Source organism: Mesorhizobium sp. B2-5-3 (genome assembly GCF_006441005.1).
Taxonomy (GTDB): domain Bacteria; phylum Pseudomonadota; class Alphaproteobacteria; order Rhizobiales; family Rhizobiaceae; genus Mesorhizobium.
Genome location: NZ_VFUS01000007.1, coordinates 109,022 through 133,823, shown reverse-complemented (window position 1 = coordinate 133,823; position 24,802 = coordinate 109,022). Strand labels below are relative to the sequence as shown.

The 24,802-nt window shown below is 63.5% G+C and carries 26 protein-coding genes; 17 read left to right on the top strand and 9 right to left on the bottom strand.

Annotated features, from left to right (window positions below):
* Positions 1 to 76: 76 nt before the first annotated feature.
* The 3 genes from mntR (at position 77) to FJ867_RS18070 (ending at position 3,087) form a co-directional block, all read left to right on the top strand.
* A complete protein-coding gene (gene mntR / locus FJ867_RS18080) occupies positions 77 to 526 on the top strand; it encodes a manganese-binding transcriptional regulator MntR (protein ID WP_181165236.1) in 450 nt (149 codons plus the stop codon).
* 205 nt (positions 527 to 731) lie between these two features.
* Complete coding sequence (locus FJ867_RS18075) at positions 732 to 1,664, top strand: neutral zinc metallopeptidase (protein ID WP_140524850.1); 933 nt, start codon at positions 732 to 734, stop codon at positions 1,662 to 1,664.
* 49 nt (positions 1,665 to 1,713) lie between these two features.
* On the top strand, positions 1,714 to 3,087 hold the full coding sequence (locus tag FJ867_RS18070; protein WP_281405953.1) for a TCR/Tet family MFS transporter: 1,374 nt from the start codon (positions 1,714 to 1,716) through the stop codon (positions 3,085 to 3,087).
* Between the two features lie 13 nt (positions 3,088 to 3,100).
* On the opposite strand, the gene carA is transcribed toward FJ867_RS18070, so the two are convergent.
* Entirely contained in the window at positions 3,101 to 4,312 is a 1,212-nt protein-coding gene (carA, locus tag FJ867_RS18065; protein WP_140818126.1) for a glutamine-hydrolyzing carbamoyl-phosphate synthase small subunit, read from the bottom strand.
* Between the two features lie 278 nt (positions 4,313 to 4,590).
* On the opposite strand from carA, the gene FJ867_RS18060 reads away from it, so the two are divergent.
* Complete coding sequence (locus tag FJ867_RS18060) at positions 4,591 to 5,040, top strand: GatB/YqeY domain-containing protein (RefSeq protein ID WP_140818125.1); 450 nt, start codon at positions 4,591 to 4,593, stop codon at positions 5,038 to 5,040.
* A 28-nt stretch (positions 5,041 to 5,068) separates the two neighbouring features.
* Here FJ867_RS18060 and FJ867_RS18055 read toward each other — a convergent pair whose 3' ends face one another.
* The gene (locus FJ867_RS18055) at positions 5,069 to 5,995 is read right to left on the bottom strand and encodes a LysR family transcriptional regulator (protein ID WP_140818123.1); all 927 of its coding nucleotides are present in this window, start codon (positions 5,993 to 5,995) and stop codon (positions 5,069 to 5,071) included.
* A gap of 102 nt (positions 5,996 to 6,097) precedes the next feature.
* Here FJ867_RS18055 and pcaD point away from each other — a divergent pair, with 102 nt between their 5' ends.
* Positions 6,098 to 6,889, top strand: a complete 792-nt coding sequence (pcaD, locus tag FJ867_RS18050) for a 3-oxoadipate enol-lactonase (RefSeq protein ID WP_140818121.1) — start codon at positions 6,098 to 6,100, stop codon at positions 6,887 to 6,889.
* A gap of 46 nt (positions 6,890 to 6,935) precedes the next feature.
* Here the strand turns inward: pcaD and FJ867_RS18045 are convergent, their stop codons facing one another.
* Entirely contained in the window at positions 6,936 to 7,925 is a 990-nt protein-coding gene (locus tag FJ867_RS18045) for a hypothetical protein (protein ID WP_140818255.1), read from the bottom strand.
* A gap of 290 nt (positions 7,926 to 8,215) precedes the next feature.
* On the opposite strand from FJ867_RS18045, the gene FJ867_RS18040 reads away from it, so the two are divergent.
* Together FJ867_RS18040 and FJ867_RS18035 are read left to right on the top strand one after the other, a co-directional pair.
* The gene (locus tag FJ867_RS18040) at positions 8,216 to 8,920 is read left to right on the top strand and encodes a DNA helicase (protein ID WP_140582020.1); all 705 of its coding nucleotides are present in this window, start codon (positions 8,216 to 8,218) and stop codon (positions 8,918 to 8,920) included.
* Positions 8,921 to 8,972: 52 nt separating this feature from the next.
* Positions 8,973 to 9,530, top strand: coding sequence for a GNAT family N-acetyltransferase (locus FJ867_RS18035; RefSeq protein WP_140582017.1), 558 nt, complete (start codon positions 8,973 to 8,975; stop codon positions 9,528 to 9,530).
* A 114-nt stretch (positions 9,531 to 9,644) separates the two neighbouring features.
* Here the strand turns inward: FJ867_RS18035 and FJ867_RS18030 are convergent, their stop codons facing one another.
* The 3 genes from FJ867_RS18030 to FJ867_RS18020 form a co-directional block, all read right to left on the bottom strand.
* Entirely contained in the window at positions 9,645 to 10,829 is a 1,185-nt protein-coding gene (locus FJ867_RS18030; protein WP_140582014.1) for an MFS transporter, read from the bottom strand.
* 122 nt (positions 10,830 to 10,951) lie between these two features.
* Positions 10,952 to 11,161 carry a DUF2061 domain-containing protein gene (locus tag FJ867_RS18025; protein ID WP_140495915.1) on the bottom strand — a complete coding sequence of 70 codons (210 nt, stop codon included), beginning with the start codon at positions 11,159 to 11,161 and terminating at the stop codon, positions 10,952 to 10,954.
* Positions 11,162 to 11,380: 219 nt separating this feature from the next.
* The gene (locus tag FJ867_RS18020; protein WP_140818119.1) at positions 11,381 to 13,042 is read right to left on the bottom strand and encodes a Na/Pi cotransporter family protein; all 1,662 of its coding nucleotides are present in this window, start codon (positions 13,040 to 13,042) and stop codon (positions 11,381 to 11,383) included.
* A gap of 390 nt (positions 13,043 to 13,432) precedes the next feature.
* Between FJ867_RS18020 and FJ867_RS18015 the strand changes: the two genes are divergently transcribed.
* From FJ867_RS18015 to FJ867_RS17980, 8 genes are all read left to right on the top strand, one after another.
* Entirely contained in the window at positions 13,433 to 13,828 is a 396-nt protein-coding gene (locus FJ867_RS18015; protein WP_140495913.1) for an RcnB family protein, read from the top strand.
* A gap of 141 nt (positions 13,829 to 13,969) precedes the next feature.
* A complete protein-coding gene (dnaG, locus tag FJ867_RS18010) occupies positions 13,970 to 15,904 on the top strand; it encodes a DNA primase (RefSeq protein WP_140818117.1) in 1,935 nt (644 codons plus the stop codon).
* A gap of 521 nt (positions 15,905 to 16,425) precedes the next feature.
* On the top strand, positions 16,426 to 18,450 hold the full coding sequence (gene rpoD / locus FJ867_RS18005; RefSeq protein WP_140495911.1) for an RNA polymerase sigma factor RpoD: 2,025 nt from the start codon (positions 16,426 to 16,428) through the stop codon (positions 18,448 to 18,450).
* Positions 18,451 to 18,659: 209 nt separating this feature from the next.
* Positions 18,660 to 18,953 (top strand): GYD domain-containing protein, encoded by a 294-nt coding sequence (locus FJ867_RS18000; RefSeq protein WP_140495910.1) that lies wholly within the window; start codon positions 18,660 to 18,662, stop codon positions 18,951 to 18,953.
* A 106-nt stretch (positions 18,954 to 19,059) separates the two neighbouring features.
* Entirely contained in the window at positions 19,060 to 19,329 is a 270-nt protein-coding gene (locus FJ867_RS17995; protein ID WP_140666149.1) for a DUF333 domain-containing protein, read from the top strand.
* 20 nt (positions 19,330 to 19,349) lie between these two features.
* Entirely contained in the window at positions 19,350 to 19,718 is a 369-nt protein-coding gene (locus FJ867_RS17990; protein WP_140524950.1) for a DCC1-like thiol-disulfide oxidoreductase family protein, read from the top strand.
* Positions 19,719 to 19,886: 168 nt separating this feature from the next.
* Positions 19,887 to 20,561 (top strand): PadR family transcriptional regulator, encoded by a 675-nt coding sequence (locus tag FJ867_RS17985; RefSeq protein WP_140516739.1) that lies wholly within the window; start codon positions 19,887 to 19,889, stop codon positions 20,559 to 20,561.
* A 113-nt stretch (positions 20,562 to 20,674) separates the two neighbouring features.
* Complete coding sequence (locus FJ867_RS17980) at positions 20,675 to 20,968, top strand: HlyU family transcriptional regulator (RefSeq protein ID WP_140495907.1); 294 nt, start codon at positions 20,675 to 20,677, stop codon at positions 20,966 to 20,968.
* A 77-nt stretch (positions 20,969 to 21,045) separates the two neighbouring features.
* On the opposite strand, the gene FJ867_RS17975 is transcribed toward FJ867_RS17980, so the two are convergent.
* Both FJ867_RS17975 and FJ867_RS17970 read right to left on the bottom strand, forming a co-directional pair.
* A complete protein-coding gene (locus FJ867_RS17975; RefSeq protein ID WP_140560661.1) occupies positions 21,046 to 22,248 on the bottom strand; it encodes an MFS transporter in 1,203 nt (400 codons plus the stop codon).
* 146 nt (positions 22,249 to 22,394) lie between these two features.
* Positions 22,395 to 22,853 (bottom strand): Lrp/AsnC family transcriptional regulator, encoded by a 459-nt coding sequence (locus FJ867_RS17970; RefSeq protein ID WP_140524836.1) that lies wholly within the window; start codon positions 22,851 to 22,853, stop codon positions 22,395 to 22,397.
* A gap of 171 nt (positions 22,854 to 23,024) precedes the next feature.
* On the opposite strand from FJ867_RS17970, the gene FJ867_RS17965 reads away from it, so the two are divergent.
* Positions 23,025 to 23,762 carry an AzlC family ABC transporter permease gene (locus FJ867_RS17965; RefSeq protein ID WP_140555975.1) on the top strand — a complete coding sequence of 246 codons (738 nt, stop codon included), beginning with the start codon at positions 23,025 to 23,027 and terminating at the stop codon, positions 23,760 to 23,762.
* Entirely contained in the window at positions 23,759 to 24,058 is a 300-nt protein-coding gene (locus tag FJ867_RS17960; protein WP_140495903.1) for an AzlD family protein, read from the top strand. Before FJ867_RS17965 ends, FJ867_RS17960 begins: the two co-directional genes overlap by 4 nt.
* Before the next feature lie 55 nt (positions 24,059 to 24,113).
* Here the strand turns inward: FJ867_RS17960 and FJ867_RS17955 are convergent, their stop codons facing one another.
* Entirely contained in the window at positions 24,114 to 24,749 is a 636-nt protein-coding gene (locus tag FJ867_RS17955; RefSeq protein WP_140495902.1) for an FMN-dependent NADH-azoreductase, read from the bottom strand.
* Positions 24,750 to 24,802: the final 53 nt, after the last annotated feature.

Below are 24,802 nucleotides of genomic sequence, written 5' to 3'. Positions count from 1 at the left end.
AAACGCCAGGATTGTGGGGGCCCGTGCTATGAATGCGGGCCGATTCAATCTTCGGGCAGCCAAGGAGGAGCGCATATTGGCGCTGAAGAACAGACCGGTCCCGCGTGAGCCGCTGCCCGATGCCGATGTCCATTCGGAAGGGTTCCGGCAGACGCGCGAAGCGCGCCGCAGCGCGCTGGTCGAGGACTATGTCGAGTTGATCGCCGACCTGATCGAGGACGGCAACGAGGCTCGCCAGGTCGACATCGCGGCCAGGCTGGGGGTCGCCCAACCGACAGTGGCCAAGATGCTGACCAGGCTGTGTGCCGACGGGCTGGTCTCCAGAAAGCCTTATCGCGGCGTGTTCTTGACCGAAGCCGGTCGCAAGGTCGCGGAAGAGAGCCGCATTCGCCACCAGACGGTGGAGGCTTTTTTGCGTTCGCTCGGCGTCAGCGCCGAGACGGCGCGCATCGATGCCGAGGGCATAGAGCACCATGTCAGCGCCGAGACACTGGAAGCGTTCCGCAAGGCGATGACGGCGGGCTAGGGACTTTGCCAAGACGCCGGCCCCGTTTCGCCGGCGATACCATAGACATTCCACAGTCGCGGCCAGAGCAGCGGAGCCAACATGCCAGCACGGCCACGGCCGCGAAAAATGCTGTGACTTGGCGCAACCATTGAGATAATTGTTCATGAGGTGGAGCCGGCCTCGCGCCGGATCGACCAGTAAATTCGCAGCGCGGGGAGTTGCCATGCTCTGGAGAGGCCGTCGTCAGAGTGACAATGTCGAGGACCAGCGCAGCAGCGGCGGCGGCGGATTTGGTGGTGGCGGACCCGGCCAGTTCCGCATTCCGATCGGCGGCAGAAGCGGCGGCGGCATGTCGATCTCGACCATCATCATCCTCGTCGTGCTCTATTTCGGCCTGAAAGCCTTCGGCATCGATCCGATCCAGGTGCTGAGCGGCGGCGGTGGAGGCCTGCTGCCTGGCGGCGGCGAGATAACGGACAACAGCGGCAGCCAGGACGGCGGCACCGGTGCGCCGGCTTCCGACGAGATGAAGCAGTTCGTGGCAACCGTGCTGGCCGAGACCGAGGACACATGGACCGGCATTTTCAAGGCCAACGGACTGACCTATGAGGACCCTAAGCTGGTGCTGTTCAGCGGGCAGATCCGCTCGGCCTGCGGCTTCGCCTCGTCGGCGGCCGGACCGTTCTATTGCCCCGGCGACCACAAGGTCTATCTCGACATGACATTCTTCCAGCAGCTGGACCAGCAGTTCGGCGCCTCGGGCGAGTTCGCGCGGGCCTATGTGATCGCGCATGAGGTCGGCCATCACGTGCAGAATCTGACCGGCATCATGTCCAAATTCAACCAGATGCGGCAAAGCATGGGCGAGGCCGAAGCCAACCAGATGTCGGTGCGCGTCGAGCTTCAGGCCGACTGCTTCGCCGGCGTCTGGGCGCATTATACGGCGCAGAAGGGCATATTGGAGCAAGGCGATATGGAAAGCGCGCTCAATGCCGCCAGGCAGATCGGCGACGATACGCTGCAGAAGAAAATGCAGGGCTATGTGGTGCCGGAAAGCTTCAACCACGGCACGTCGGCGCAGCGGCAGACCTGGCTGGCGCGCGGCTACAAGAGCGGCAAGCTTTCCGACTGCGATACGTTCAACAACCCGATCTGAGCATCCGGTTCTTTCACGGGTGACCTGACGGCAAGGATGTCGTCAGGGGATGTCAGGATGCGAACGTCCTGCTTGTTCCCTCATTGTTCCTGACGGCCGGCTTGCCTATAAGTGCCTCCGCCTGCGCGCCAGGCGCCGGGAAGGAGCAGACGAACCCATGATGGATCCCAAAACCGCCAAGCGGGGGCTTGCGCTCGTCTTCACGACGCTGCTCCTCGACATCATCGGATTCGGCATCATCATGCCGGTGCTGCCGGCCTATCTGCAAGAGTTGACCGGCGTCGGCGTCTCGCAGGCGGCGATCGAAGGCGGCTGGCTGTTCTTCGTCTATGCGGCCATGCAGTTCTTCTTCGCGCCCATCATGGGCGGGTTGAGCGACCGGTTCGGCCGGCGGCCGATCCTTCTCGCCTCCGTGCTGACGTTTTCCATCGACAATCTGATCTGCGCCATAGCCTGGTCCTACCCGATGCTGTTCATCGGGCGCGTGCTGGCCGGCATTTCAGGCGCCAGCTATTCGACCACATCAGCCTTCATCGCCGACATCTCGAACGATGAGAACCGGGCCAAGAATTTCGGCCTGCTCGGCATCGCCTTCGGCGTCGGCTTCGTCATCGGGCCGGTCCTTGGCGGGCTGCTCGGCACCTTCGGGCCTCGCGTGCCGTTTTATTTCGCCGCCGGACTTGCCTTTGTGAACTTCCTGATCGCGCTGTTCCTGCTGCCCGAAACGCTCGATGAAAAGCACCGCCGGCGCTTCGAGTGGAAACGCGCCAACCCGGTCGGCACGCTTCTTCAGATGCGCCAATATCAAGGCATTGGCTGGATCGGGCTGGTCTTCTTCCTGATGACGCTCGGCCACATGATGTATCCGGCGGTCTGGTCGTTCGTCTCCAACTATCGCTATGGCTGGAACGAGCAGCAGATCGGCCTTTCTCTCGGCGCTTTCGGCCTGTGCGGCGCCGTCGTCATGGCAACGGTGCTGCCACGCATCATTCCCAGGCTTGGCGAGTGGAGGACGGCGGTGATCGGTCTTGCGTTCACGGCGCTCAGTGCTTTCGGCTACGCCTTCGCGACGCAGGGTTGGATGATTTATGCGGTGATCGTCGTCGGCTGCCTGGAAGCGCTGGCCGACCCGCCGCTCAGGAGCCTCGCCGCCGCCAAGGTGCCGCCTTCGGCGCAGGGTGAATTACAAGGCGCGATGACGTCGATCTTCTCGATCACATCGATCGTCACGCCGCTGCTCTATACCGCGATCTTTTCCTGGTTCACCGGGCCAAGCGCGCCAGTGACCTTCGGCGGCGCGCCTTACCTGGTTGGCGCGGTTTTCCTAGTGCTGGCGCTCGTTGTCTTCGTTACGAAAGTGGCGAGGCCCGCGGCACTCGGAACCGTCACCAAAGGCGTCGCGGGAGATGGGGCACGAGTATGAGGATCTGTCGGAACTAAGCCCGTTCGGCCAGCAGTTCCTCGCCGCGCTTTTCGCGGATCAGGTTGACGAAGCGGCGGAACAGATAATGCGAATCCTGCGGGCCGGGCGAGGCCTCGGGGTGGTGCTGGACCGAGAACACCGGCCGGCCTGTCAGCGCGATGCCGCAATTCGAGCCGTCGAACAGCGAGACATGGGTTTCCTCGACGCCTGACGGCAGCGAGTCGGCGTCGACGGCAAAGCCGTGGTTCATCGAGACGATCTCGACCTTGCCTGTAGTGTGGTCCTTGACCGGATGGTTGGCGCCGTGATGGCCCTGATGCATCTTGGCGGTCTTGCCGCCCAGCGCCAGCGCCAGCATCTGGTGGCCGAGGCAGATGCCGAACACCGGAATCTCGGTCCTGAGCAGGTCCTGGATGACCGGCACGGCATAGGCGCCGGTGGCTTCAGGGTCGCCGGGGCCGTTGGACAGGAAGATGCCGTCCGGCTGCATGGCGAGGATTTCCTCGGCGCCGGTCTTGGCCGGAACCACGGTCACCTTGGCACCAAGCCCCGCAAGCAGGCGCAGGATGTTGCGCTTGACGCCATAGTCGATGGCGACGACATGCATGGAGGGCTCGTCCTGTTCGCCAAAGCCCTCGTCCCACACCCAAGGCGTCTCGCGCCACACCGAGGACTGGCCTGACGTGACCTCCTTGGCGAGGTCGAGGCCGATCAGGCCGGACCACGCGGCGGCGCGGCGTTTCAGGTCGTCGAGATCGAAGACGCCGTCGGTCGCATGCGCGATAACGGCGTTGGGCATGCCCTTTTCGCGGATCAACGCGGTCAACGCGCGGGTGTCGATGCCCGAGAGGGCGACGATGCCGCGCTTCTTCAGCCATTGATCGAGATGGCCGGCAGCGCGGTAGTTGGAGGGATTGGTGACATCGGCCTTGAACACGGCGCCGACGGCACCGGCGCGAGCAGCCGGATTGAGGTCCTCGATGTCTTCGCCGTTGGTGCCGATATTACCGACATGCGGGAAGGTGAAGGTGACGATCTGGCCGGCATAGGACGGATCGGTCAGGATCTCCTGATAGCCGGTAAGCGCGGTGTTGAAGCAGACCTCGGCGACCGCCGAACCCGTTGCGCCGAGACCGCGACCCTCAATGACGGTGCCGTCGGCCAGCACCAGCAATGCCGTCGGTTTCTCGGTGGCCCAAGCGGGGGTGGACGCGGTGTCGGCCATGGCGGCACTCCTATCAGGCCGCGCGCTTCAAACAGGCCCGGCGGGCTATTTGCGCGGCAAACGGCGCGGAGCGGCGAATTCGCGGCCTCCACGCACTCAAGCTTCAGTTCATGCAAGGCCCAGTACATAGGGGAAGGGGGCAGGTCGGTCAATGATGATGGGAAATGCCGCTGCGATTTATTTCATTGAGCAATATCATAGGCTTGCCTCGACATATCAGGGTTTGCGTTGGCCTGCACCCGGCGCTATTGTCCGCGCCGACCGAAGGAGAGAGCACGATGCGCGCAAAAATCGCCGAATCCCTGAAGAGCGCGATGAAGGCGCAGGACAAGCACCGGCTGCCGACATTGCGGCTGATACAGGCCGCCATCCACGACCGCGACATCGCCAATCGCGGCGCCGGCAAGGAGCCGGCCAGCGACGAGGCGATCCTGCAGATCCTGGCCAAGATGGTGAAGCAGCGCGAAGAATCGGCCAAGGCCTTCGAAGACGGCAAGCGTCCGGAACTGGCCGCGCAGGAGCGCAGCGAGATGGAGATCATCCGCGATTTCCTGCCGACGCAGCTCGACGATGCCGCCATCACCGCCGCGGCGCGCGAGGCGATCGCGGCGACCGGTGCCGCCAGCCAGAAAGACATGGGCAAGGTGATCGCGGCGCTGAAGCAGAAATATGCCGGCCAGATGGATTTCGGCAAGGCAAGCGGCATCGTCAAGGGACTGCTGCAGTAGCCGGCGCGACCGTCGGTGCTTGCCTGCCCTATGGAACAACCTTCTGGGGCTCCAACGCGTGGCGCAATGCCGGCGCCTCCTGCTGGATATGATCCCACAAACGGTTGGCGACCGGCCCGTGGGGACGGTCGCGGCGGCGCGCCACCACCAGTTCGTCGGTGCGGCCCGGCATATGAGGGCCGGCGATGGACCGCAGGCGTCCATCACGCAGCTCCTCCTCGATCAGGAAGCGTGGCAGGTGGCCCCAGCCGAGGCCCTGCAGGATGATCTCCTTCTTCATGCCCTGGTCGGCGACCAGGCATTGCGGCGCGCCTTCGACCATGAAGTAATCTTGTTGCGGTGAATGGCGGGCAGTGTCGCGCATCACGCATTGGGTGAGCGCCTGCATCTGGTCGGGTGTGATCGGCGGCTCGATGCGCTCCGGCAGAAAGCCCGGTGCCACCACGGGAATGAACGGCACCTTGCACAAGTCGATCCATTCCACCCGCGCATCGCCCTTGTCGATCCAGTGCAGGACCAGATCGGCCTCGTCGTCGAAAAGACGCTCCCAAGGGCCGCCGACGGCCTCGAAGTGCAGGTGCAGACGCGTGCCGGGACATTGCGCGAAGAACCGCCCGAGCAGGCCCAGCACCTGCGGTCGTGGGCAGAGGTCGCCGATCACCACATGGATTTCGTTTTCTTCGCCCATCGAGAGCTGGGCGGCATGCACGCGCAGGCCTTCCAGTTCGCGCAGCAGCGATTGCGCCCGGCGGTGGAACGACAGCCCAGCCTCGGTCGGGCGCACGCGATAGCCGCTGCGGTCCAGGAGAACGAGGTCGAGCTGCCGTTCCAGCTTGGCGACAGCGGCGAATACAGCCGGGTGTGAACGATGCAACAGGGCCGCCGCCGGCTGAAAGCCGCCGGTGCTGATCACGGCGTCGAAGCACTGCAGGTCGTGCAAGGTGAAGTGAGCCATGTCAGCTTTGATTACAGAGATTGTCCTGACTTTGTAATATCAACAAAACAACGACATGGCTACGCTCTGTCTCATTCAACCCTTCCAGAAGGATCTTTCATCATGAATGAGCTGAATTTCGTAACTGTTGGCGATGGCACGCGCATCGCCTACCGCTTCGACGGCGATGCGGCAAAGCCGGTGCTGATGCTGTCGAACTCCATCGGCACCACGCTGCATATGTGGGATGGACAGGTCGGCGAGCTGTCCAGGCATTTCCATCTTCTGCGCTATGATTTTCGCGGCCATGGCGGATCGAGCGTGCCGGCCGGCGCCTATTCGCTCGATCGGCTCGGCGGCGACGTGATCGAGCTGCTCGACGCGCTCGGCCTTGGCCGCGTGCATTTCCTCGGCCTGTCGCTGGGCGGCTTCGTCGGGCAATGGCTCGGCATCCACGCGCCGGAGCGGATCGACCGGCTGATCCTGAGCAACACCTCGTCGCATCTCGGACCGGCAAGCCATTTCGACGAGCGCATTGCCGCCGTCCGGCAGGCGCCCGACATGGCCGAAACCGCCGAAACGTTCCTCAACAATTGGTTCCCGGCAAAAATGGTGGCGGCCAACGAGCCCGTCATCGAGGAATTTCGCGCCATGCTGCTCGCCATCGACCGGCAAGGCCTGGCGGGCCTCTTTGCGGCGGTGCGCGACGCCGACCTTCGCCGCACCGTGGCGCTGATCTCGCGGCCGACGCTGGTGATCGCCGGCGAGCACGACACGGTGACGGCGGCCAGCCACAGCGAACTGATCGCCGCGGCGGTGCCCGGCGCGAAGCTGGTCGTCCTGCCGGCGGTTCACCTGTCGAACGTCGAATATCCATCCGGTTTCATTCAGGCGGTGTTCGATTTTCTGCGCTGAGGGATGCGATCCCGTAGCCCCCGCATCCACCGAGCCGGGACGGACCTCAAGGCTCCTTGCAGATCGGCACCGGCTGCGGCGGCGGTGCCGGGTGGTCTTTCCTGTATTGGGCGATGATCGGCTCGAGCGTCTTTCGCGGCCAGAATTTCGGAGAGCCGATTTCCTTCAGGCAGGATGCGTTCCAATAGGGCCCAGCGTCCGACGGCGAACGACCCGCCGCCACGATTTGCGCAACGGCGGCGATGTCGCGCGATTCAGGGTAGATGTAGAGCGTCGTCGGATTGTCCTTCACCATCGGGATGATCTGCCGCGCATCCGCCGCCGACCAACTGGTGCAGCCATTGCTGCGGCCGCCGGCATAATCCACCAGTTTGCCGAACGGCACGTAGCCGTCATGGTCGGCATGCGAGCTGGCCGGGTCTTTGCGAAGACACATTCCCTTCAGCACTTCCGCCGGATGCCCGCCGATCACGCGCTGCCTGGCGTTCGCGGCCTCGCCCTCGCCATCGAACTGCACGAAGGTACGCATGAAAGCCACGTCTTGCTTCGCTGCGGTGCGATGATAGCCCTTGAACGAGGTTATCGCCTCGCCGGTCATATAGGCGCCGCCGGCGGTTAGTGACGAATCCAGCGCATTGCCGAAGTTCTTCGCGCAGCGCTTGCCATTGGCGAAATCTGCGACGCCCTTCAGATTCCGGCCGCTGCCGTGGCCCGCCGAAACGGCGCGAAACGCCTGGCTGGCCTCGCAGATGATGTAATAACGGTGACCCAGTTTGTTGTTGCCCAGATCGCTAGGGCGCGTCGCATCCATGGCGAAGTAGCAGGGATTGTTAACGGCTCCTGCGCCGACTTTCTTCAGGTAAAGCGCTCGGGCCCGCTCCAGGACCACAGCTGAGATCTGGCCATCACCTTCGCCGACATGGGCCTGCAGCCAGGCCGGAATGGCCGAGGGCGCGGCAAAGGACCGTGCCGTCAAAGCGACGACAACGAGGAAGAGGCTGGCGACGACACCCAGCGGGATAGATCTCAACCGCACCAGACCCGTTCTCCTGTCGAAGCGTTTGTGTTTTGGCGGTGAATCACCCCCGGCACGATCATAAATCGGCTTATGCCGGCCGGCGAAACACATCTTGTTCAGCATTCCCGGCACGTATGCGCGTTTTCGACCGGTCAGCATTGGGGTATTGTCTGATTCCGGCGCGCCCACGCCTCCTCCCTCCGTCGGGAAAGCATCATTCATGCGGGGCAATCCGATCATCGAACCGACTGTTCGAGCACCAAGCATAAGGAGGGGTTGCGAAGACTGCTCGCACCAGGAGGTTTGCGATGATTGCGCCCATTTACCATCTGAAGCGTCAAGCCAGGCTGTTGTCCCGCAAGGAGAAGATTCCGCTCCATCAGGCGCTTGACCGTGTTGCAGCCCGCGAAGGTTCTGCGAGTTGGAGTCTGCTTGCGGCCAAGGCAGCCGAGACGACGGCCGCCGGCAGGCTGTTCTCGCGGCTGATGCCCGGCGACCTGGTTCTGGTCGGTGCGCGACCAGGCCACGGCAAGACGCTGATGAGCCTCGAGCTCGCGGTCGAAGCCATGGAGCGTGGCCATCGCAGCGTGTTCTTCTCGTTGGAATACACGCATCGCGATGTGCTGGACCGGTTTCGCGCCATCGGGGCGGACCCCGCCCAGTTCGACCGATTGTTCGCGTCCGACACTTCCGAAGCCATCAGCGCCGACTACATCGTCGAGGTGTTGGGATCGGTGGCGCGCGGGACGCTCGCGGTCATCGACTATCTGCAACTGCTCGACCAGAAGCGGGAAAATCCGGAGCTGATGGACCAGGTCCGGACATTGAAGGCTTTTGCGCGTGACAGGGGCGTGATCCTGGTCTTCATCTCGCAGATCGACCGCTCCTACGATCCGTCAACGAAGCCGTTTCCCGATATCAGCGACGTTCGGCTACCGAACCCGCTGGATCTGTCGCTGTTCAGCAAAGCGTGTTTCCTCAACAAGGGCGCGATCCGCTTCCAGCCCGCTTGAGCGTTCCAGTGGCCATCGCTATGCCTGCTTGGCCTGCGAGGGAGCATGGATCATGATCGAAATCGTCAAGCCCGGGCTCAAGCATCTGGCGTCCTACAAGGCTGCGCTCGAGCGCGGCTGGTCGCCCGACAATGTACGGCTCATGGAGGCAGCTCGCGAGCAGCTTGCCGCAATCGAGGAGGATCCGGCGGCGTTCCTGGCCAGCCTCGATGATCCCGAGGCCAAGGGGCCGCCGATCACCTTGCCTGACGGCAGACAGGTCCCGCGCCTGCCGGGCTTCAGGCGCTGGATGTGGGACGGCGAGACGTCAGGCTCGATCGGCCTGCGCTGGCAGAAGGGCACGTCGGCGCTGCCGCCGCACGTGCTTGGCCATATCGGCTACGCCGTGGTGCCGTGGAAACAGCGACGCGGCTACGCGACGGAAGCGCTGCGGCTTATGCTGGATGAGGCGAGGGCGGTCGGCCTGGCTCATGTCGACATCACCGCAAAACCTGGCAATCCGGCCTCGCACAAAGTGATCCTGGCCAACGGCGGCAGACTGGTCGAACGTTTCCTCGAAGATGCCGCCTATGGCGGAGCGGAGAGCCTGCGGTTCCGCATCGATCTGTAATGCGTTGGAGCTGCGCAGCTGCCGGGCGAGACATGACTGTTCATCGCGTCGTGCTTGCGCCGGTGCACGCCCGGATCAGGCATGATCGGTGGTGGATGTCCTGACGCGGATAATCTACTCAGCCGCTGCCGTCAGCGGTGGCGTGGCGTTGCTGCGCCACTCCCAGATGTGCGAGGCGAGCGCCACCGCGACTGCGACGAGCATCGCCACAGCGCCAAGCAGCGGCAGGCTGCGATAACCGTAACCGCCATTGAGCATGGCGGCACCGAGCGATGCCGCGAGCGCTATACCGACATTGAAGCCGGATGGGATCAGCGAGGAGGCCAGGTTCGAGGCATCCGCAGTCCAGGACAGGATGCGGGTCTGGATCGGCGTACCGATGGCAAAGTTGAGGCCGCCCCAGATGACGATCGCCACGACCATCGGCACGGGATAGGGGCTGACGGCATAGATCACCGCAAGCGTCACCGCCTGCAGGGCCAGCATGGTGATCAGCGAGGGCATCAGCTTCCAGTCGGCTAGCCTGCCGCCGAGGAAGACGCCAAGCGTGGCGCCGACGCCGTTGAGCAAGAGCACCCAGGGCACCAGGTTCTCGTCGAGGCCGGTGATCTCGATCAATGTCGGGGTGATGTAGGTGAACAGGCCGAACTGGCCGATCATCAGCATCAGCATCAGGATCAGCGAGGTCCAGACCTGCTGGCGGGCAAGCACGCGGACCTCGCGGGCGAGGCCGGCGGGTTTGGCCTGATAACCTGTGGTGCGCGGCAAAAGGGCTGCCATGGCAAGCGTGGCCGCCACGCCCAATGCGCACATAACCCAGAAGGTCGCGCGCCAGCCCCAGATGTTGCCGATGGCAGTGCCCGCCGGCACGCCGATCACGTTGGAGACGGTGAGGCCCGACAGGATGACGGCCACCGCCATGCCGCGCTGGTCCTCGCGCACCAGCCCGACCGCCACCACCATGGCGACGCCGAAATAAGCGCCATGCGCGACTGCGACGGCAATGCGCAGAAGCAGCATCGAGGTGAAGTCGGGCGCCAGCGCGCAGGCCGCCTGACCGATGGTGAAGGCGACCGCGAGGCCGAGCAGCAAGGTTTTGCGCGGCAAGGACTTGGTGGCAAGTGCCAGAAGCGGACCGCCGATGGCAATGCCGCAGGCATAGCCGGAGACGAGATAGCCCGATGTCGGAACCGAAACGCCAAGCCCTTGCGCCACCTGCGGCAGCACGCCGGCGATGACGAATTCGGTGGTGCCGAAAGCGAAGGCAGCGATGAACAGGGCGATGAGCGGAAGCGACATGGCGGGAATTAAATCCTCGAATGCAGGCCTCAAACCACGGATGCGCGCTGCCGGCAATCCAGAAATTTTTGTCGCCGCTTTAGCTTTTCTTGATCTCCGGGTTCAAAATCTTGACCCCGGGTTCAGAACGGGGTCTTGCGTCCATAAGGAACCTTCAGCCATGCCCGCTCATGAAAATAATAGAGCAGCGACTTGGTGAAGACTTCTGTCACGCCGATGGCGGCCGCCAGCTTGACGCTTCCGGTCACCACCAGCGAGATGATCATCGTATCGATGGTGCCGGTCACGCGCCACGAAAGCGCCTTGGCGAAACTGCGCGAATGGGTGTCCATCGATCTCCTCCGAAAGCTTTGGCTGATATGCCTAGCCCGAGCGATGGAAACGCGGCAATGGCAATTTTGCCGCCGAAGGACCGACGCCATGCAATTCTGCCGCAATACAATTTTTTCGGCAGAGTGCGGCGCTCTTCCTTCTGCCCTTGTTTGTTGGGAGGTGGCGTCGCAAAGCGAGGTGGGGATGAGGTGTCTCAAAGAAGGGAGAGATGTCGTTGATCAGCTCGCCTTCAACCTGGATCCGCCGAGGAGGCCGCGTTCTTCCAGCACGGGATAGGCCATCGATGCCAGCAGCGAGTTGATCTGTTTGAGATCGCGGATGGTGTCGAGGTGGATCGAACTGGTCTCGACGCTTTTGGCAGTGCCTTCGCGCAGCCGCAGGAAATGACTGGCGCTGGTCTCTTTTTCGGCGTCGCGCAGCCGTTCCTTCTCCTGCACCAATTGGCGAGCCGTCTCGGCATCGCGCGACACCAGCACGTTGAAGGCAAGCCGCGCATTGGCGAGCACCGAAGCGTGGAAGGCGCACAGCTCGCTCCAACCCTCGTCGGTGAATTCCAGTCCACGGTCGAACTTCTTCTTCACATGTACCAGCATGTTGCGCACGATGATGTCGCCGACCTGCTCCAGCTTGACGCAGGCGCCGATCAGTTCCTGGCAGCGCAACGCCTCGTCCTCGGTCAGCGGGTTCTTGGTGACCTTGGCGAGGTAGAGCTTGATCGCCGCGTGCTTGCGGTCGACGCGGTCGTCAAGGGCGGCCAGCGCCTTGATCTTGTCGGCATCGGCGCTCTCGTAGAGCTCGATGATGCGCTTGAGCATGATCTCGACCGTCTCGCAGACCCGCACCACCTCGCGGGTGGCATTGGCCAGCGCCTGGCTCGGCACGTCGAGCGCGCTTTCGTTGAGCGCCGAGAGTTCGACGACGTCGAGCGTGGCGGCTGGCGTCTTGGTGCCGAGCGCCACGATCTTCTCCGAGGCTCGGTAGACGAGACCCGCCAGCGGCAGGCCGGCGAGCAGGATCAGCACATTGAACAGGATGTGGGCATTGACGATCTGGTCCGCTGCCGTCGCGCCAAGGAACGCGAAATGCGGCCTGAAGATCATGACCAGGATCAGCATGACCAGCGAGCCAAGCCCGCGCATCAAGAGGTTGCCGATCGGCACGACGCGCACTTCGGGGCCGGAGGAGCGGGTCAGCATGGGCGCGATGATCGACGAACCGAGATTGACGCCCAGGATGAGGACGACGCCGAGTTCGGGCGTGATCAGGCCGCGGCCCGCCAGCGTCGCCATCAACAGGACCGCGGCGATGCTCGATTGGAACAGCCAGGTGATCAGCGCCGCCAGCAGATAGGCGGTGATGGAATCGCCGGAGAAGTAATTGATGATGACCGGCATCAACTGGCTGTTGCGCAGCGGCTCGGATGCCTGACCGATCATTTCCAGCGACAGGATCAAAAGGCCGATGCCGACCAGGATGCGACCGGTCTGGCGCCAGTCGCGCCGCTCGGTGGCCATGAACATGACCGTGCCGGTGATCAGGCAAAGCGGCACCAGCAGCGTGAGATCGAAGGTGAGCAGCTTGACCACCAGAGCCGAACCGATCTCGGCGCCGCGCACGGCCAGTTGCCCGGCCGCGCCCGAGACGATGCCGGAGCCCGCGAAGGAGCCGACCAGCAGCGTGACGGCGGTGGAGCTCTGCAGCGCTATAGCGAGGCCGGTGCCGGCCAGCACCGCCATGACAGGATTGCGCATGGTGGCGCGCAGCTTGTGGCGCAGCACGTCGCCATAGGCGCGCTCGACGCCGGTCTTCACCATGCGCGTGGCAAACAGCATCAGCGCCACGGCGCCGGCCAGATGCAGGAGAACCACGGAGCCGCTCATTGCGGCGCACCGATACGGGCAAGGCCGGCGACACGGGCAGCGCGGCGGTCGGGAGAAAGAGGAGGGGTGCGAATCATGATCATGACGTTGGCCGATAATAGCTCGAATATTTTAGCCGGATAATAAAAATTTGTCGATTTCAAGGGCTGCCGGCGCGCGACGGGGCGTGTCGGAGAATGGACGGATGCCGAAATGGTTGCATGAGCCTCGCCGCCTTGACGCGGCGGATCGGCCGGTGTTGCCGCCCGCCCTTCGCCCGGAATTTGCGAAGATGTTCAACCAATCGATCTAAAGCTTCGGATTTATTACGGAATTGTAATGCTCATGTTCAGTTTCGGTTCATTCTTCGACGGCTATTTCTGCGGCATCGACAACCAAGGAGATTCCTTCATGAAACGCATCGTTCTTTCCGGTCTTGCTTTCTCGATGCTGGCCGCCACGTCCCTGACGGGCCAGGCCGCGCCGCTCAATGCGCCGGTCGCGCCGCAGTCGAACTATACCAATGTCGACTGGCAGAAGCCCACCAACCGGGATGTCAGGAAGCGCGTCATCCAGAAGCGGGTCATCCAGAAGCGCATCATTCAAAAGAAGGTCGTCGTGAAGCGGAACAACTGGCGCAATGGCCAGAAATATTCCGGCTGGCGGCAGCATCAGCCGGTCCGCGATTATGGGCGCTACGGCCTGCATCGTCCGGGCCGTGGCCAGGAATGGATCCGCGTCGGCAATGACTATGTGCTGGTCGGCGCCCTCTCCGGCATCATCTTTGGCGCCATCGCCGCGCAGTAAAGTCCCGATAGTGCCAGACTGGAGGAAGGGCGGCCCGCAACGGCCGCCTTTCCTTTTGCCCTGTGGAAACCGGGCATCGTCAGCATTAGGGGTCGCCGGACTTCGCGGGCATGATTATATGGGGGATAAACGAGTTCCCCGATGCGCTTTCCGCCCGCCTTCCTCGACGAGATACGCGACCGCGTGCCGATTTCGCAGGTCATCGGCCAGCGCGTCGCCTGGGATCGCAAGAAGACCAATGCGTCACGCGGCGATTATTGGGCCTGCTGCCCGTTTCATGGCGAGAAGAGCCCATCCTTCCATTGCGAGGACAAGAAGGGCCGCTACCATTGTTTCGGCTGCTCGGTCTCGGGCGATCACTTCAAGTTCCTGACCGGACTTGACGGACTGAGCTTTCCCGAGGCGGTCGAGAAGATCGCAGACATGGCCGGCGTGCCGATGCCGGTTCGCGACGTGCAGGAGGAGCGGCGCGAGAAGGAACGCGCCAGCCTTACCGACGTCATGGAAATGGCGACTGCCTTTTTCCAGGAGCGGCTACAGGGCGCGGAGGGCGCCAAAGCCCGTGCGTATCTGCGCGACCGCGGACTGACGCCTGCGACGCAGCATGCGTTCCGGCTGGGCTATGCGCCCGACAGCCGCAATGCGCTGAAGGAGCATCTGGCCGCAAAGGGCGTGCCGAAGGCCGATATCGAGGCCTGTGGGCTGGTGCGCCATGGCGACGACATTCCGGTTTCCTATGACTGGTTCCGCGACCGCATCATGTTCCCGATTCCGGATTCGCGCGGCAAGATCATCGCTTTCGGCGGGCGAGCGCTGGCGCCGGATGCGCTCGCCAAATATATGAACTCGCCCGATACCGAGCTCTTCCACAAGGGCAACGTACTCTACAATTTCGCCCGCGCGCGAAAAGCGCTGGCCAAGGGCGGCACGGTCATCGCCGTCGAAGGCTATATGGATGTCATCGCATTGGCGCAGGCCGGCTTCGAGAATGTCGTGGCGCCACTCGGCACGGCGCTTACCGAAAACCAACTCGAACTGTTGTGGCGTATGGCCGCCGAGCCGGTGCTGTGCTTCGACGGCGACAAGGCCGGGCTGAAGGCGGCATGGCGGGCCGCCGACATGGTGCTGCCCGTAGTCCAGGCGGGGCGCACCGCACGCTTCGCGCTGCTGCCGGAAGGCAAGGATCCCGACGACCTGGTCAAGGCGGAGGGGCCGGATGCCTTCCGCGCCGTGCTGGCGGAAGCGCGTCCTCTTGCCGATCTGTTATGGATGCGCGAGACGGCGGGCGGCGTCTTCGACACGCCGGAGCGCCGGGCCGAACTGGAGAAGCGGCTGCGCGAACTGACCAGCCGCATCCGTGATGAAAGCCTGCGATATCACTACCAGCAGGAGATGCGCGAGCGCGTGCTGAGCTTCTTCGGTTCTCAGCGCGGAACGCGGCAAGGTCGTCCGGACTGGAAACCGGGGCAGGGCAAGGCGCCCGCTCCCGGCGGACAATTCGCCAAGGCCGGCGGTGGTCGCATCGCCATCACGGAAAGCCTCGGCCAGTCGGCACTGGTCAAGCGCGGCAGCGAAGGCATGTCGGTGCGCGAGGCGACGATCATCGTCGCACTGGTCAACCACCCGGCGCTGATCGACGAGAATTTCGCCCATGTCGAGTTCCTCGATCTCGCCAATTCCGAGCTGAAGCGGCTGCACGGCGCCATCCTCGACGCGATGGCACATGACATGGCCAATGACCGCCACGCCGTGGTGGCGACGATCGAACGCGCCGGCTGCGCCGAGATCTGGGAGCGTGCCGTCGGCCTGATCAGGCGAGCGCGGCAGTGGCCGGCGCTGGAGACGGCAGCGCTCGAGGACGCCCGCGACGCTCTGAACCAGGCGCTGCACTTGCAGCGTAGCGCGCGCACCTTACATAAGGAGCTGAAACAGGCGGAAGCGGCGATGGATGCGGATCCGTCGGACGAGAATTTCCGCCATCTGATCGAAATTCAAGCGCAATTTCGGGATGTACAAGCGACGGAAGCGCTGATCGAAGGTTTCGGTGTTTCGTCGGGCAGGGCTGGTCGGGCCTGAAGCATGGTTCCGAAAAGCGGGACCCGGTTTTCGGGAACGATCATACTCCAGCAGAAGAAAGGCGGAGCTCATTTCGGCCCGAGGGTTGGGACGGGCTCATGCCAGCAAGTGCAGGAATGACGGCGTTGTCATGGATCTTCTAGAGCCGGACCGCGCTAAGTCGGGTAATTGATTCGCTTTTTTCATGCGAATCATGCGAGAGGCGCTTGACCTTCCGGCAGAATGGCGGAATCAGGACGATTCGAAACGTTAACCCGCACCCGCGTCGACGGGAAAAGCAGCGATGTGAGGTCTTGGTCACTGGACAGGCAGCCAGCCTGCCACAGATATCAGGGTTAATCTGGACTTAATGCATGTCGCCCAAAAATGGAAATCGGTTTTGGGCGACGACAGGGCACCAACAAAGAGATGATGCAGTTATTGGCCCGGTGAAGCGCGTTGCAAAAGCGAGCCCAGCCGATTTGACCGGTCCGACAGCTTGCGCGGCCTCGATGTCGGGCCGCTAGGAGAAGATAAAGACTATGGCGACAAAGGAAAAGGAAGAGGTCGAGACCGAACGCGAAGGCGCCACCGATGGCCCTCTGCTCGACCTTTCCGATGATGCTGTCAAGAAGATGATCAAGGCCGCCAAGAAGCGCGGCTATGTCACCATGGACGAGCTGAATTCGGTGCTGCCCTCCGAGGAAGTGACCTCCGAGCAGATCGAGGACACGATGGCGATGCTGTCCGACATGGGCATCAACGTCGTCGAGGACGACGAGCAGGGCGAAGAGGCCGAGGCCGGCGACACCGCGGCGGATGCCGAGGAAGACGCCAACGAGCTGGCCGAGCAGACCGGCACCGCCGTCGCCGCCACAACCACGAAGAAAGAGCCGACCGACCGCACCGACGATCCGGTGCGCATGTACCTGCGCGAAATGGGTTCGGTCGAGTTGTTGTCGCGCGAGGGCGAAATCGCCATCGCCAAGCGCATCGAGGCCGGCCGCGAGACGATGATCGCGGGCCTGTGCGAAAGCCCGCTGACCTTCCAGGCCATCATCATCTGGCGCGACGAGCTCAACGAATCCAAGATCCTGCTGCGTGAGATCATCGACCTCGAAGCCACCTATGCCGGCCCCGAGGCCAAGCAGGCGCCGGTGGTGGAGCGCGTCGAGGAAGCGCCCAAGGTCGAGGAAAAGCCGCGCCGCGGACGCGACGATGAAGACGACATCACCAATGTCGGCGCCGACACGCGCGGCATCGGAGATGACGACGAGGAGGACGAGGACGAGGCCAGCCTGTCGCTGGCGGCAATGGAAGCCGAGCTGCGCCCGCAGGTCATGGAAACGCTCGACGTCATCGCCGACACCTACAAGAAGCTGCGCAAGCTGCAGGATCAGCAGGTCGAGAACCGGCTGGCCGCGGCCGGCACGCTGTCGCCCAGCCAGGACCGCCGCTTGAAGGAGCTGAAGGATCAGCTCATCAAGGCGGTGAAGTCGCTGTCGCTCAACACGGCGCGCATCGAGGCGCTGGTCGAGCAGCTCTACGACATCAACAAGCGCCTGGTGCAGAACGAGGGCAAGCTTCTGCGTCTCGCCGAAAGCTATGGCGTGCGCCGCGAGGAGTTCCTGAAGGAATATCAGGGCTCCGAACTCGACCCGAACTGGACGCGCTCAATTGCCAATCTGACCTCGCGCGGCTGGAAGGAGTTCACCAAGAACGAGAAGGACGCGATCAGGGACCTGCGCGCCGAGATCCAGAATCTGGCCACGGAAACGGCCATCTCGATCCTGGAATTCCGCAAGATCGTCAACCAGGTGCAGAAGGGCGAGCGCGAAGCGGCTATCGCCAAGAAGGAAATGGTCGAGGCCAATCTGCGCCTCGTAATCTCCATCGCCAAGAAATACACCAATCGCGGCCTGCAGTTCCTTGACCTGATCCAGGAAGGCAATATCGGCCTTATGAAGGCCGTCGACAAATTCGAGTATCGCCGCGGCTACAAGTTCTCGACCTACGCGACATGGTGGATCAGGCAGGCGATCACGCGTTCGATCGCCGACCAGGCGCGCACCATCCGCATTCCGGTGCACATGATCGAGACGATCAACAAGATCGTGCGCACCTCGCGCCAGATGCTGCACGAGATCGGCCGCGAGCCGACGCCGGAGGAACTGGCCGAGAAGCTCGCAATGCCGCTCGAAAAAGTGCGCAAGGTGCTGAAGATCGCCAAGGAGCCGATCTCGCTCGAAACGCCGGTCGGCGACGAGGAGGATTCGCATCTGGGCGACTTCATCGAGGACAAGATGGCGATCCTGCCGATCGACGCGGCGATCCAGGCCAATCTGCGCGAGACCACCACGCGCGTGCTCGCCTCGCTGACGCCGCGCGAGGAGCGTGTGCTGCGCATGCGCTTCGGCATCGGCATGAACACCGACCATACGCTCGAGGAAGTCGGCCAGCAGTTCTCGGTCACCCGCGAGCGTATCCGCCAGATCGAAGCCAAGGCGTTGCGCAAGCTCAAGCACCCGAGCCGCTCGCGCAAGCTTAGAAGCTTCCTGGATAGCTGAGGCCTACCGATTGTGAAGAGATCAAGGGCGCCCATCGTGGCGCCCTTTTTCTTTGGCGCTCGCCATTGCGGCACGCGCCCTTAGGGAGGATAATTTCGTGTCGGATGCATTTTTCTGGGCGACAGCCCGGGAAGCCCGCCCCGGTCGAGGCCGTGTCGACATCGCCATGGCCTGAGCACCGTGCTCCGTGGCCCCGGAGGAGGCGTGCCATGACGACTTACATCATGCTGATGAACTGGACCGAGCAGGGCGCGAAGAACGTGCGCGAATCCCCCAAGCGCCTCGATGCCGCCAAGACGCAGCTGGGCGAGATGGGGGGATCGTTCAAGTCGTTCTACCTGACCATGGGCGAATTCGACATGGTGGCGGTGGTCGAAGCGCCCGACGATGCGGTGCTGGCGCGTTTCGCGCTGATGCTGGCCGCGGGCGGCAACGTCAAGTCACGGACCCTGAAGGCTTTCCCGGAGCTTGCTTACCGCGAGATCATCTCGTCGCTTGGATGATGCAAATCGGGACGTTCCGGAGCCGATGAGCAGGTGCCGGCTCGACGGCGCCTTGCGGCAAGACGGTGCGCTCCATCGTGATAGAGTGCAGCCAGCGGAGATCGCGATGAAGAAAGTTTCGATATTGGCTATCAGCCTTGCCGCGTGGTCGTCGATGCCGATCGATGCCCACACTGCCCCGCAAAAACCGGTCGGCATGTCCAATCCCGCATCGGTCCATTGCGGAGAGATCGGCGGGCGCCTGATGATCAAGAAGGACAAGGCTGGCAATGAATATGGATTTTGCCGCTTGCCCAATCGGCGGCTGTGCGAAGAGTGGGCGCTGTTTCGCGACAACAAATGCGTCGGGTCGAAGACGGCGATGGGCCTGAAGTGATCGACAGCAGAACCAGGCCATTGCTGACCGTCTGGTACAACACGCGCTGCCCGGTCTGCGATGCCGGCATTGCCAGGCAGAAGCGGCGGTTGATCGAGGCGGTCAAGGCCGGGCGGATCGAATTTCGCGACATCAATCATGAACCGGCAGCCTTGGCCGGATTTGGCGCTTCGCTGGAAGACATCCGCCGCCGGCTGCACGCGACCGATGCTCAGGGCAGGCTGCTGGTCGGCGCCGATGTCGCCATCGCCGTGTGGGCGCTGACGCCGGGCGAGGGCTGGCTGGCAAAGCTGCTCGGCAACGCCCTTACGCTACCGCTCGCTCGCTTCGGCTACGACCGCTTCGCCGACCTGCTCTATGCCTGGAACCGGCGCAACGGCCGCTGGTAGCGCCGGCTACTCCAATCATGATGAACGCATGTTCGAGCGCGACCGACGGATCGGCGTCCGACAGATGCTGTTCGCTTCCGGCCCGATACATCGTAAGATATATCTTGACTCCACGCTGGCGTGTGCCTAGCTAAGATATGTCGTAAGATATAACTCAAGGAGCAATCAATGCACGGACACAATCATTTTGGCGATCGCGCCGAGCGCGTCTTCATGCACATGGCCGGCAAATTTGGCGGCAGAGGCGGGGGCGGCGGCTTTGGCCCGTTCGGCCATGGCAGGGGCGGCGGACGCGGCGGCCCGGGCGACATGTTCCGCGCCGGGCGCATGCTGGCCGACGGCGACCTCAAGCTGATCACGCTGTCGCTGCTGGCCGAGGCGCCACGCCATGGCTATGACATCATCAAGGCCTTGGAGGAGCGCACCAGCGGCATCTACAGCCCGAGCCCGGGCGTGGTCTACCCGACGCTGACCTTCCTGGAAGAGGCAGGCTATGCCGTGTCCTCGAGCGAAGGCAACAAGAAGGTGTTTTCGATCACCGAGGCCGGGCAGGCGCATCTTGCCGACAACCGTGAGATGATCGACGGCGTGCTAGACCATCTCGAGCGCTTCGGCCGCAAGATGGCCAAGGCGCGCGACTGGTTCGGCTGGAACGACGATAGCGAGGATCGGCGCGACGGCCGAGGCGGCCGTTCGGAAAAGCGCGACGAATTCCGTGCGCTGCGCCACCGGCTGCGCGCCGCGCTGAGCGACATCGTCGATGCGCCGGCGGACAAGCAGGCCGAGGCGATGAGCATCCTCGAAGACGCCGCCGCGGCGCTCGAAGCGCTGTCGCGCAAATAACCCGGCTTCGGTCCAACCGGCACGGCCCTTGCCCGTTCAGGCAAGGAGCGATAGTGAAATTCATCCCGCGCCAGATTATGTGGTGCGGGATGAATGCTGTTGGAGGAAGTCCGATGTCTTTTCTGAAGCGTCTTTTCGGCGGTGGCGGTGATGAAGCGGCCGAGCCAAAGAGCGCCGCACCGGCCAAGCAGGTCGAGCACAAGGGTTTCACGATCAGCGCCACGCCCTACAAGGCCGATGGCCAGTACCAGACCTGCGGCGTCGTCTCCAAGGATGTCGACGGCGTCCTGAAGGAACACAGATTCATCCGCGCCGACCGCTTCGCCGGGTTGGACGATGCCGTCGACATCTCGATCAAGAAGGGCATCCAGCTCGTCGACGAGCAGGGCGAGCGGATGTTCGGGTAGGCGCCGACGAACAGCTCAAGAATTCGACAGACCCGAGGGCCGGCCCAGATCCTGGGCCGGCCCTTTCGTTTGCTCCGCTATGCCGGCTGCAACGCTCTGCGCGGCAGTGGCGGGAAGGCGATGGCGATGCCTGCCGCACCCAGCCCGATGAGGGCCGAACCGATGAACAGCCAATGGTAGTTGGCGTAGGCGTCGAACACCATGCCGCCGGCCAGCGGGCCGAGCGCCATGCCGAGGCTGGACAGCATGGTCGCGGCGCCGAACACGGTGCCCAGGATGCGCTGGCCGAAATATTCGCGCGCCAGCACCGCGTAGAGGGGCATGACGCCGCCATAGGTGGCGCCGAAGATGACGGCCAGCATGTAGAACTGGTCGAGCTGGCTGACCGAGAGATAGGCGGCGATCACCACGGCCTGGATCAACAAGCCGGCGATCAGCACCGGCTTGACGCCAAGCCTGTCGGCGAGCACGCCATAGAGCAGACGCCCGCCAAGCCCGGCAAGGCCCTCGACGCTGTAGATCGAGACGGCGGCCATGGGCGCCACGCCGCACAGCATGGCATAGCTGACCATGTGGAAAATCGGCCCCGAATGCGCCGCGCAGCAGGCGAAGAAGGTCAGCCCCAGCACGATGAATTGCGGCGAGCGCAGCGCTTGGCCGACGCTCAGGCCGGCGCCCTCGGCAACCGGCGAGGAGCCGGTGTCGGTCACGACAGGCTTCGGTGGCTGGCGCACCAGAAGCACCGCCGGCAGGAGCAGCACCCAAGCCATGATGCCGATGTCGAACATGGCGGTGCGCCATTCATAGGCCGAGATCAGCCAGCGGGCGAAGGGCGAGATCGTCATCGGCGCGACGCCCATGCCGGCCGAGACCAGCGACACGGCAAGGCCGCGATTGGTGTCGAACCAGCCTGTTGTAAGCGCGATCATCGGTGCGAAGAAGGCGCTGGCCGCGAGCCCGACGAGCACGCCAAAGGTGATCTGGAAGGTGATAAGCGAGCCCGCGCGGCTGGCCAGCACCAAGGCCAGGCCGAGAAGCAACGCGCCGATCGTGACGACGATGCGGGCGCCGAAGCGGTCCGACAGCGCGCCCCAGGCGAAGCCGCCAAGGCCCATGACCAGGAAATTGAGCGTCATCGCGCTCGATATGCCGGCGCGTGACCAACCGGTATCGAGCGCCATCGGCTCGAGGAAGATCGCCAGCGAAAACATGGTGCCGATGGCGACACAGGACATCAGCGCGCCGGCCGCGACAATGACCCAACGATAGGAAAGGTTCATGGTTTTCTCCCATGCCGTAAGGCATTTGTTGTGCGGCACGGCCTGACTTGGCCTGCCGCTTGCGTCCGAAGGACGCCGGCGCCGGCACCAATCCTACAATCCGGTTGCATTTTTTATCCAGTCCGGGATGGGCCATTCCCCGGCGCCTAGATCGGCAGTTCCGATGTGTATTTGATGGTCTGGCTGGGAACGTCGGTCTTGACGTTCTGCACGCCCCTGATGCGGCTGAGATGTTCCGACTGGAAGCGGCGGTAGTCGTCGATGCCGGCCGCCACCACGCGCACCATGGCGTCGCAGTCGCCGAGCATCAGATAACATTCCATCACCTGCGGCAGCTTGGCCACTTCGGTGGCGAAATGCTCGATCGTGTCTTCGTCCTGCGCTTTCAGCCAGATGCGGGTGAAGAAGGTCAGGCCCTTGCCGATGCGGGCCGGATTGAGCACTGCGACGTAGCGGTCGATGACGCCGGCCTCCTCCAGGAGCTTGACGCGACGCAGGCACGGCGACGGCGACAGGCCGACTTCAGCGGCCAGTTCATTGTTGGCCATGCGCCCGTCGCGCTGCAGTGCCCGCAGGATGCGCCTGTCGATCTCGTCAAGTTTCATGGCTCTAAATTCCGTTTATCTGTTGATTCATGGCATAAGATGCCAAAATCTGGTAAAAGACAACAATCTTCGCAACCAAATTGCGAGGCCTGGCGGCTATGGTTGCCCTGACATCAGCGGCATCCAACGGAACCGGCAGAGGCGGCCGCGCGGCGCGGCCGGAGGAAGATCATGAGCATTGCAGAGACCAGATCGGCGGCGGGCGGCGGACTGAACTCCGAGTTCCGGCGCGGCGTGGCCTCCTGCGCGCCCGTGCTGTTCGGCACCATCCCTTATGCGCTGGTGCTTGGTGCACAGGCCACACAAAGGGGGCTCAGCACCGCAGAACTGTCGCTGCTGACGGGACTGAACTTCGCCGGCGGCTCGGAATTCGCGGCGATCCAGCTGTGGACGTCGCCGCCGCATGTCCTGCTCATCGTCGCCATTACCTTCCTGGTCAACAGCCGCCATCTCCTGATGGGGGCGGCACTGGCGCCGTTCCTGCGCGACCTGCCGCGGCGCAAGGCGTTTTCCGCGCTGTTCTTCATGTGCGACGAAAGCTGGGCGCTCGGCCTGGCCGACGCCAAACGGCGCGCCGCCGACGGCGTCGCGCCAGCCTTCAGCCCGCGCTACTATATGGGCGCGGCAGTGGCGATGTACCTGACCTGGGTGGCCTTCACCACAATTGGCGCCTTGCTCGGGCCGGTGCTGGGCGAAGCCGAGACCTACGGCTTCGACATGGCGTTCGCGGCCGTCTTCCTGGTACTGCTGCGCGGCATGTGGAAGGATGTTGCCGCTGCGCGGCCGTGGCTGGTCAGTCTGATCATCGCGGCGCTGACCTACCTTTTCGTTCCCGGCGCCTGGTATGTAGCGGCGGGCGCGCTGGCGGGGCTGGTCTCGGCCTGGCTGTTGTGGAGGGATGAGGCATGATCGACGCGCAGACGCTTCTCACCATCGTGCTGATGGCCGGTGTCACGTACCTCAGCCGCGTCGGCGGCTATGTCGTGCTGCGCAATCGGGTGCTCAGCGCGCGGGCAACGGCCGTGATGGAGGCGGCGCCCGGCTGCGTGCTGATCTCGGTGATCGCGCCTGCCTTCGTCTCGAAAAACCCGGCCGATCTTCTGGCTCTGGCCGTCACGCTGATTGCCGCCACGCGATTTTCGATGCTGCCGACCGTGCTGATCGGGGTCGCTTCGGCGGGACTGCTGCGGCACATCATTGGATAGGCCAAAAAAGGCAGGCGCGGGCGCCTGCCTTCGATCTGGTTGGCAATCAGAGCTTTTACGCGGCTGCCGCGACATCCCGGCTGGCAGCCACCACGGCGTCGACCTTGGCGGTTGCCTTGGCGAGCGCTTCGCTGACTGCGTCAGGACCCTTGGCGACGCCTTCGATGCGGATGACGTCGACGTCGGTCATGCCGATGAAGCCGAGCACCGAGCGCAAATAAGGAACGGCGTGATCGAACTGCACAGCCGCGCCTTCCGAGTAGATGCCGCCGGATGCCAGCACGATATAGACCTTCTTGCCGGTGACGAGGCCTTTGGGGCCATTTTCGCCGTAAGCAAAGGTTTTGCCGGATCGGGCGACATGGTCGACCCAGGACTTCAGCGTCGAGGAGATGTTGAAGTTGATGAAGCCGGTGGCCAGGATCACCGTGTCGGCGGCAAACAGTTCGTCGAGCACGGCATCCGAGACCCCGACCACTTCGGCCTGACGCGGCGTGCGGGCTTCGGCAGGGGTGTATATGCCGGTCGCATAGTCGGTATCGATATGCGGCAGCGGGTTGGCGACGAGGTCGCGCACGACAAGCGTGTTCGACGGGTCGGCGGCGAGCAGCTTCTGAGCGAATTCGGTGGCGATACGGGTCGAGTGCGAGGCCGCGCCGCGCGGGCTCGACGTGACGAGAAGAATGGACATGGTGGGTCTCTCCAGTGGAATTGGATTGTCCCGCTACATATGGGCTTTCGATC

Excerpts from the sequence above, each read along its gene's own strand:
- FJ867_RS18075 (WP_140524850.1), top strand. The coding sequence starts at position 732 with ATGCTCTGGAGAGGCCGTCGTCAGAGTGACAATGTCGAGGACCAGCGC.
- FJ867_RS18070 (WP_281405953.1), top strand. The coding sequence starts at position 1,714 with ATGTCAGGATGCGAACGTCCTGCTTGTTCCCTCATTGTTCCTGACGGC.
- carA (WP_140818126.1), bottom strand. The coding sequence starts at position 4,312 with ATGGCCGACACCGCGTCCACCCCCGCTTGGGCCACCGAGAAACCGACG.
- FJ867_RS18060 (WP_140818125.1), top strand. The coding sequence starts at position 4,591 with ATGCGCGCAAAAATCGCCGAATCCCTGAAGAGCGCGATGAAGGCGCAG.
- FJ867_RS18055 (WP_140818123.1), bottom strand. The coding sequence starts at position 5,995 with ATGGCTCACTTCACCTTGCACGACCTGCAGTGCTTCGACGCCGTGATC.
- pcaD (WP_140818121.1), top strand. The coding sequence starts at position 6,098 with ATGAATGAGCTGAATTTCGTAACTGTTGGCGATGGCACGCGCATCGCC.
- FJ867_RS18040 (WP_140582020.1), top strand. The coding sequence starts at position 8,216 with ATGATTGCGCCCATTTACCATCTGAAGCGTCAAGCCAGGCTGTTGTCC.
- FJ867_RS18035 (WP_140582017.1), top strand. The coding sequence starts at position 8,973 with ATGATCGAAATCGTCAAGCCCGGGCTCAAGCATCTGGCGTCCTACAAG.
- FJ867_RS18030 (WP_140582014.1), bottom strand. The coding sequence starts at position 10,829 with ATGTCGCTTCCGCTCATCGCCCTGTTCATCGCTGCCTTCGCTTTCGGC.
- FJ867_RS18025 (WP_140495915.1), bottom strand. The coding sequence starts at position 11,161 with ATGGACACCCATTCGCGCAGTTTCGCCAAGGCGCTTTCGTGGCGCGTG.
- FJ867_RS18020 (WP_140818119.1), bottom strand. The coding sequence starts at position 13,042 with ATGAGCGGCTCCGTGGTTCTCCTGCATCTGGCCGGCGCCGTGGCGCTG.
- FJ867_RS18015 (WP_140495913.1), top strand. The coding sequence starts at position 13,433 with ATGAAACGCATCGTTCTTTCCGGTCTTGCTTTCTCGATGCTGGCCGCC.
- dnaG (WP_140818117.1), top strand. The coding sequence starts at position 13,970 with ATGCGCTTTCCGCCCGCCTTCCTCGACGAGATACGCGACCGCGTGCCG.
- rpoD (WP_140495911.1), top strand. The coding sequence starts at position 16,426 with ATGGCGACAAAGGAAAAGGAAGAGGTCGAGACCGAACGCGAAGGCGCC.
- FJ867_RS18000 (WP_140495910.1), top strand. The coding sequence starts at position 18,660 with ATGACGACTTACATCATGCTGATGAACTGGACCGAGCAGGGCGCGAAG.
- FJ867_RS17995 (WP_140666149.1), top strand. The coding sequence starts at position 19,060 with ATGAAGAAAGTTTCGATATTGGCTATCAGCCTTGCCGCGTGGTCGTCG.
- FJ867_RS17985 (WP_140516739.1), top strand. The coding sequence starts at position 19,887 with ATGCACGGACACAATCATTTTGGCGATCGCGCCGAGCGCGTCTTCATG.
- FJ867_RS17980 (WP_140495907.1), top strand. The coding sequence starts at position 20,675 with ATGTCTTTTCTGAAGCGTCTTTTCGGCGGTGGCGGTGATGAAGCGGCC.
- FJ867_RS17975 (WP_140560661.1), bottom strand. The coding sequence starts at position 22,248 with ATGAACCTTTCCTATCGTTGGGTCATTGTCGCGGCCGGCGCGCTGATG.
- FJ867_RS17970 (WP_140524836.1), bottom strand. The coding sequence starts at position 22,853 with ATGAAACTTGACGAGATCGACAGGCGCATCCTGCGGGCACTGCAGCGC.
- FJ867_RS17965 (WP_140555975.1), top strand. The coding sequence starts at position 23,025 with ATGAGCATTGCAGAGACCAGATCGGCGGCGGGCGGCGGACTGAACTCC.
- FJ867_RS17960 (WP_140495903.1), top strand. The coding sequence starts at position 23,759 with ATGATCGACGCGCAGACGCTTCTCACCATCGTGCTGATGGCCGGTGTC.
- FJ867_RS17955 (WP_140495902.1), bottom strand. The coding sequence starts at position 24,749 with ATGTCCATTCTTCTCGTCACGTCGAGCCCGCGCGGCGCGGCCTCGCAC.